The sequence below is a fragment of the Kluyvera genomosp. 1 genome, from assembly GCF_001266615.1.
Classification (GTDB): domain Bacteria; phylum Pseudomonadota; class Gammaproteobacteria; order Enterobacterales; family Enterobacteriaceae; genus Kluyvera; species Kluyvera cryocrescens_A.
This window is the reverse complement of sequence record NZ_LGHZ01000058.1, coordinates 1-5,280: the sequence shown is the minus strand read 5'-3', so window position 1 is coordinate 5,280 and position 5,280 is coordinate 1. Positions and strand designations below refer to the sequence as shown.

General features: G+C 46.6%; 6 protein-coding genes and 1 tRNA gene. 2 read left to right on the top strand and 5 right to left on the bottom strand.

The genetic code is table 11. From position 1 onward, the window contains the following. The coding region (locus KP80_RS23245) for a hypothetical protein (RefSeq protein WP_197276178.1) at window positions 1–284 on the bottom strand (284 nt) is incomplete at its 3' end. A 989-nt stretch (window positions 285–1,273) separates the two neighbouring features. Here KP80_RS23245 and csgD point away from each other — a divergent pair. Next, window positions 1,274–1,921, top strand: a complete 648-nt coding sequence (gene csgD / locus KP80_RS22000; RefSeq protein ID WP_052285768.1) for a biofilm master transcriptional regulator CsgD — start codon at window positions 1,274–1,276, stop codon at window positions 1,919–1,921. Between the two features lie 62 nt (window positions 1,922–1,983). Here the strand turns inward: csgD and KP80_RS21995 are convergent, their stop codons facing one another. From KP80_RS21995 to ghrA, 4 genes are all read right to left on the bottom strand, one after another. After that, on the bottom strand, window positions 1,984–2,466 hold the full coding sequence (locus tag KP80_RS21995) for a DUF1097 domain-containing protein (RefSeq protein ID WP_156315720.1): 483 nt from the start codon (window positions 2,464–2,466) through the stop codon (window positions 1,984–1,986). Window positions 2,467–2,562: 96 nt separating this feature from the next. Beyond that, window positions 2,563–3,117, bottom strand: a complete 555-nt coding sequence (locus tag KP80_RS21990) for a TorD/DmsD family molecular chaperone (RefSeq protein ID WP_052285766.1) — start codon at window positions 3,115–3,117, stop codon at window positions 2,563–2,565. A 20-nt stretch (window positions 3,118–3,137) separates the two neighbouring features. Beyond that, window positions 3,138–3,875 carry a phosphatase gene (locus KP80_RS21985; RefSeq protein ID WP_052285765.1) on the bottom strand — a complete coding sequence of 246 codons (738 nt, stop codon included), beginning with the start codon at window positions 3,873–3,875 and terminating at the stop codon, window positions 3,138–3,140. Between the two features lie 66 nt (window positions 3,876–3,941). Further along, the gene (gene ghrA / locus KP80_RS21980; RefSeq protein ID WP_052285764.1) at window positions 3,942–4,880 is read right to left on the bottom strand and encodes a glyoxylate/hydroxypyruvate reductase GhrA; all 939 of its coding nucleotides are present in this window, start codon (window positions 4,878–4,880) and stop codon (window positions 3,942–3,944) included. Between the two features lie 260 nt (window positions 4,881–5,140). Here ghrA and KP80_RS21975 point away from each other — a divergent pair. Continuing rightward, window positions 5,141–5,228, top strand: a tRNA-Ser gene (locus KP80_RS21975). Window positions 5,229–5,280: the final 52 nt, after the last annotated feature.

The window sequence follows — 5,280 nt, the reverse complement described above, 5'->3', positions numbered from 1 at the left end:
TTACCGCCACCGCCTCCTCCATGATCACCACCACCTCCGTTACCACTACCGCCTCCGTTACCGCCACCGTTACCGTGATCGCCGCCGTCGTTGGAATTACCATTCCCGTTATTGTCGTTACCGCCGCCCTCATTGCCGTTGTTACCGTTACCGTTTCCGCCGTTATTAGCGTTATGGCCGCTATTGCCGTTATTACCGTTACCACCTGCAGCTACGGCATATATAGTCGCCGCAGGATATAAAACGGTGAGCGCCACAATGATGGCGAGTTGCTTCATTTTCATGATGAACCCTTTCACGCGTTATTAGTTGCTGTGTGCTATTGCCGTAAACGCCGATCATTTTGTAATAAAAACAAATATAACCAGAGATAATCACGACACCCTTCAGGAAATTACATAACGTCCTAACGATAAGTACGGAATGCACATTGAAAAGGAAAAACCATAATTTCAATAAGTTATAAAACCATGCGGAAAGTTGAAGGCACAGTAACCAAAGATCAAACGATTGGAATCCTGCCAACCTCAAGTACAGTTCGCGGAAAATAATTAATAGTAAAAAAATCACCTCTGCAGATTTATAAATTAAAATCACAGTGTTTATTTCCAACCATTAATTAGAGCCCAAAAACATATTAATCTTTAAAAGGTTTACCGCCTTACTGTGCCCAGGATATCGAAAGAATGATACGTAAGTTTTACTACACCGATATACTCAGTGACTCGATGCTATATGGATGAGTATGCATATTACCAAGGTATGATGTTCTCATTACAAAGAATGATTTATTTTGAAAAAGTGGAACTTTAGTATTATCAGGCTCGTCATTAATACATTCAGGTAACGCAAAATGAAAACAATGCGTTATAAGGGTGAGGATTCGACTAAAGTTTGAAGAGCGACATGCACCACGATAAATCATCATACAATAAGTGCAGCGCGGTCTAATATTGATTGCAACATAATTCCATATCAACTTGAAAAAAAATAATCTTTAATCAAAATCAATAGATATGTATGATCATTAATTTAATGAAAGAGAAAATCTGACAATATAATTAACTTACATATTGTAATTTATTTTTACATTTTGTTTCATGATTATTTCTTGCTTTAAAGGGGCCAACGACTAAATTTTAAATTAAGCACCCTTGGCTATTATTCCTATATTCGTAACACTTAAACCATACAGCAACCACTTTTCAGCAGTGCTTAAATAGATGATTCTATAATATGTGACTGTTGTTAATAAAAAAATTGGGGACTCATCATGACCAAAGAGCTCACCTTTTCAAACCAGACTCTTTTCTTGATTACAAGGCCGTCGCTCCAGTCGTGCGCCCTTTCGCAGAATCTGAAGAAACTACTCAAGATGGATATTAAAATTGTTAATATTCATGTGGTTAATATAGAAAATATTGCGGATGGCATCATTCTTTTTGATTTGATAGAGACAGATAAACGATTAATAAAAGGATGGCAGGAGGAGCTTTGTAAAATTAAGCGAGGGGTCAAGCTGTTGCTCTTTAACGCACCTGAAGATTATGCTTACTCTGATATCGAAATCTGGCCGCATATTTGTGGGATATTCTACACCCATGATGAAGAACATTTTCTAATCAAAGGTTTACAAAAGGTAATGGAGGGGGAATGCTACTTTTCACGTAAGTTGGCCAGCTATCTGATTATGCATTCTGGTAACTATCGTTATGATAATTTAGAAAGCACAATCCTGACTTACAGAGAAAAAGAGATCCTTAACAAGCTGCGCATCGGGGCATCCAACATCGAAATTGCCCGCTCACTCTTTATCAGTGAAAGTACGGTTAAGACCCACCTTTACCATTTGTTCAAGAAGATTGCGGTGAAGAACCGCACCCAAGCCGTTTCATGGGCTAACAATAATTTTAAGCACTAACCAAAATCATAAAAAAGGGAGGCAGATTTAACATCTGCCTCCCTTCTTATTTTTGCGGTCAATCAGAGCACGGACTCTTTTGCGGCCTGAACTCTGCCTTTGCGATTAGCAAGCCATAACCCGCTGTTTTTCATTGCATAGCCAAAAAGAAGCCCTACCGCCAAAGAGGAAACGATCAGCTTCCAGTCCCCCTGCCCTGCAAATGTTGCACAGGCACCAATAAACGTCCCCGGGACAAATGACAGCAGAAGCTGTTTAGACTGAATGCACATGAGGAATGCCACAATACCCGTCATGATGTAGCCAACGATTTCAAGATGCGGGGCCAGCGCGCTGCCGTGGATAATGACCAGCGCCCAGATAACACCGCTCATGGTTGTACAGGCCGAAATCGCCAGCCCTTTCAGGCCACCCGTTGGACAGGCAAAGTAGGCTGTACACCCTAAAAAACCGGCCCAGCTGAGTAAACCGAGAGATACGGCAACCCATCCCCAAATACCGGAGAGTATGCCTGTTGTAATTGCGATAGCTAAGATAACGTTCATGGCGAATATCTTAGCAGATACTCGCCTCATTGATGAGATCACGGACACACAATGATCACAATATTGCTTTTTATTGCACCAGAAATGTGATTTAAATCACTCTTCAGATTCTTCCTGCAACTCGTCAAACATCGCAGAGATCGCCTCACGCGTCAGCGTCGCCATCGTACGCCAGAACGTGGTGGTGGCATGTGCTTCAAGTTTTCCGAGAAACGTTCCAACCCAAGGCACGATGTAGTCGTCAAACAGGATGTCCAGCGCTTCGCTATCATCATCTTTGACATTATCTTCAAGCCATGAGGCCGCAAGCAGCAGCGTGCCCAGCTGATCCGCCGGGTTATCGCCCAACGGCATGCCATGCTCGGTTAAGAAGGTGCGAACCTCAGCCTCCGTAGCCCCTTCAACCCAGGCGCTACGCACCGGTGGCACACTGCATTCTTCGCCAACAAACAGCGCATTGTAGTCCGCAGCAATCTGCTGGATATCACAGCTTTTTTGCAGACGAGCCAGCAGTTCATCCTGCTCCAGTGGCCAGTTCGCCGCCAGCTTGCCTTCACGAATTAGGGTAAACAGCGGAACCAGCAGAGGGTCTTGCGGTTGACGATAGTACAGCGAGCCAAGCGCACGACAGATGATTGAAAACTCGTTCATTCAGTTATTCCAGTTAGTCATTAAAATTCAGCAAATTCAGAGATCGGCGGCATGCCACGCGACTCAAGATAGTTCAGAAAACGTCGCGGAGTGACGTTGAGGATCCTCTCCTGCGGAAATTCCACGGCATCAAGGATCTTTTGGCATTCGGTAAACTCACCCAACGTAAACGCGGTGTGAGAATCAGATCCCAACGCCAGCCAGCCGCCAGCGTCACGCACTGCAGCAGCGATCGCCTGGCAGTTTTGCTCGCTGCCAACACGTGAGCTCACAAAAGAGGAGTTATTGATCTCCAGCGCGACATGGTATTTTGCCGCCGCTGCCGCAATAGCAGGGATATCAACCGGGAATTTCGGGTTACCCGGATGGCTTATCATATGGATATTACCACTAGCCATAGCGGCAATCATCGCCTGAGTATGGATCTCTTTATCCTGAGGAGCGAAAACCGGTTCATGGAAGCCTGCAATGATAAAGTCAAGCGAAGTCAGCATAGGTCCGGTGCAATCAATCTCACCCTGGATATTTTTGATATTGGCTTCAATGCCGCGCAGGATACCAACACCATCGACAATTCGTGGCCAAATACGCATATTCACAAAGTGCCAATAATGCGGAGCATCGGCCATATCTGGGCCATGATCGGTAATTGCGAACAGCTTGATCCCTTTGCGTTTCGCTTCGGCAATATAGTCATGCAGCGTACTGTAAGCATGCGTGCTGGCAACAGTGTGCATATGTAAGTCAACAGGATACATCACATTCTCCTCTTTCGTGATTTCTCAAGGATAGCAGGAAAGCCCTTTATTTATTAGTGTGGTCTATCAGTAGCCCCGCACGCGATCGACCTGTCCATCGACCTGTTCTCCGCGCTCGAGCTTGCTGATGGTCTGGGAAATATAGCTAATCGCTTCCTGGGGGCGCGTCACGGCAGCGACGTGTGGCGTCATGGTGACACGCGGGTGATGCCACAAAGGACTTTCTTGCGGCAACGGCTCGCGGCTAAAGACATCCAGCATCGCCGCCTTCAGTTTGCCGCTATCCAGCGCAGCCAGCAGGTCGTCTTCCACCACATGTACACCACGTGCCAGATTGAGTACGTAACTGTTGTCTGGCATTTGAGCCAACAGCGACTGGTTGATGATGCCAATGGTTTCGGCGGTATTAGGAAGGAGGTTGATGAGCACGCGTGTTTCACGCAAAAATGCCCCAAGTTCGCCCTCACCGGCAAAACTGGTCACCTGCGGCCACGCTTTACGGCTTCGGCTCCAGCAGCGAACCGGGAAACCCCATGGTAGCAGGCTTTGCGCGACTTTTGCCCCTAATACTCCGGCCCCCATGATGCCAATCGTGAATTCATCATGGTGATTGTCCGGCAGCGGCTGCCAGGTGCCTTCGCGTTGCAATGCCTGATAATCATCAAAACGACGGAACCAGTGCAGCACCTGGCTTACGGCATATTCCTGCATCTGGCTGCCCATTCCGGTGTCTTCCAGGCGATAGAGCGGGATTGACTCCGGCAGCATCTCCGGATGTGCTTTGAGCTTACTGAGGATTGAATCCACCCCGGCCCCTAATGCAAATACCGCCTTCAGATCGCGCCCCTGCAGCATTTCGACAGGCGGATGCCAGACCAACGCATAATCTGCTGGCTGGTTATCACCACGCTGCCATGCACGGACATTGGCACCCGGCAGTTTCTTGCTAAGCTCCGCAATCCAATACGGGGTATCAAACGTGGGATGGTAAAAGATGATCTCCATTGCAGCTCCTGTTTTAAAGCACCTCAGCAAGAACTCACCCGGTGCATTTTTGATTATTTTTGTGATTTAACAGCATAACAAATTTCGCATACCTGTCCCGCGAAATGCGGAGGTGATCGCAAAAAAGACGATTTATGCGTGTTTAAGAAGCAAGTTGTTTGAAGTTTGTCTAAATGCACGATTTTTTTAAAAAGTTTATTGACGCTGGCGGGGCTTTTCCCTACATTAGCGCTCGTCCCAGCAACATGGGACGACAATATGGTGAGGTGTCCGAGTGGCTGAAGGAGCACGCCTGGAAAGTGTGTATACGGCAACGTATCCGGGGTTCGAATCCCCGCCTCACCGCCATATTTAAAGAAGAGCTCGTACGAAAGTACGGGCTTTTTTTTTTCGCATATCG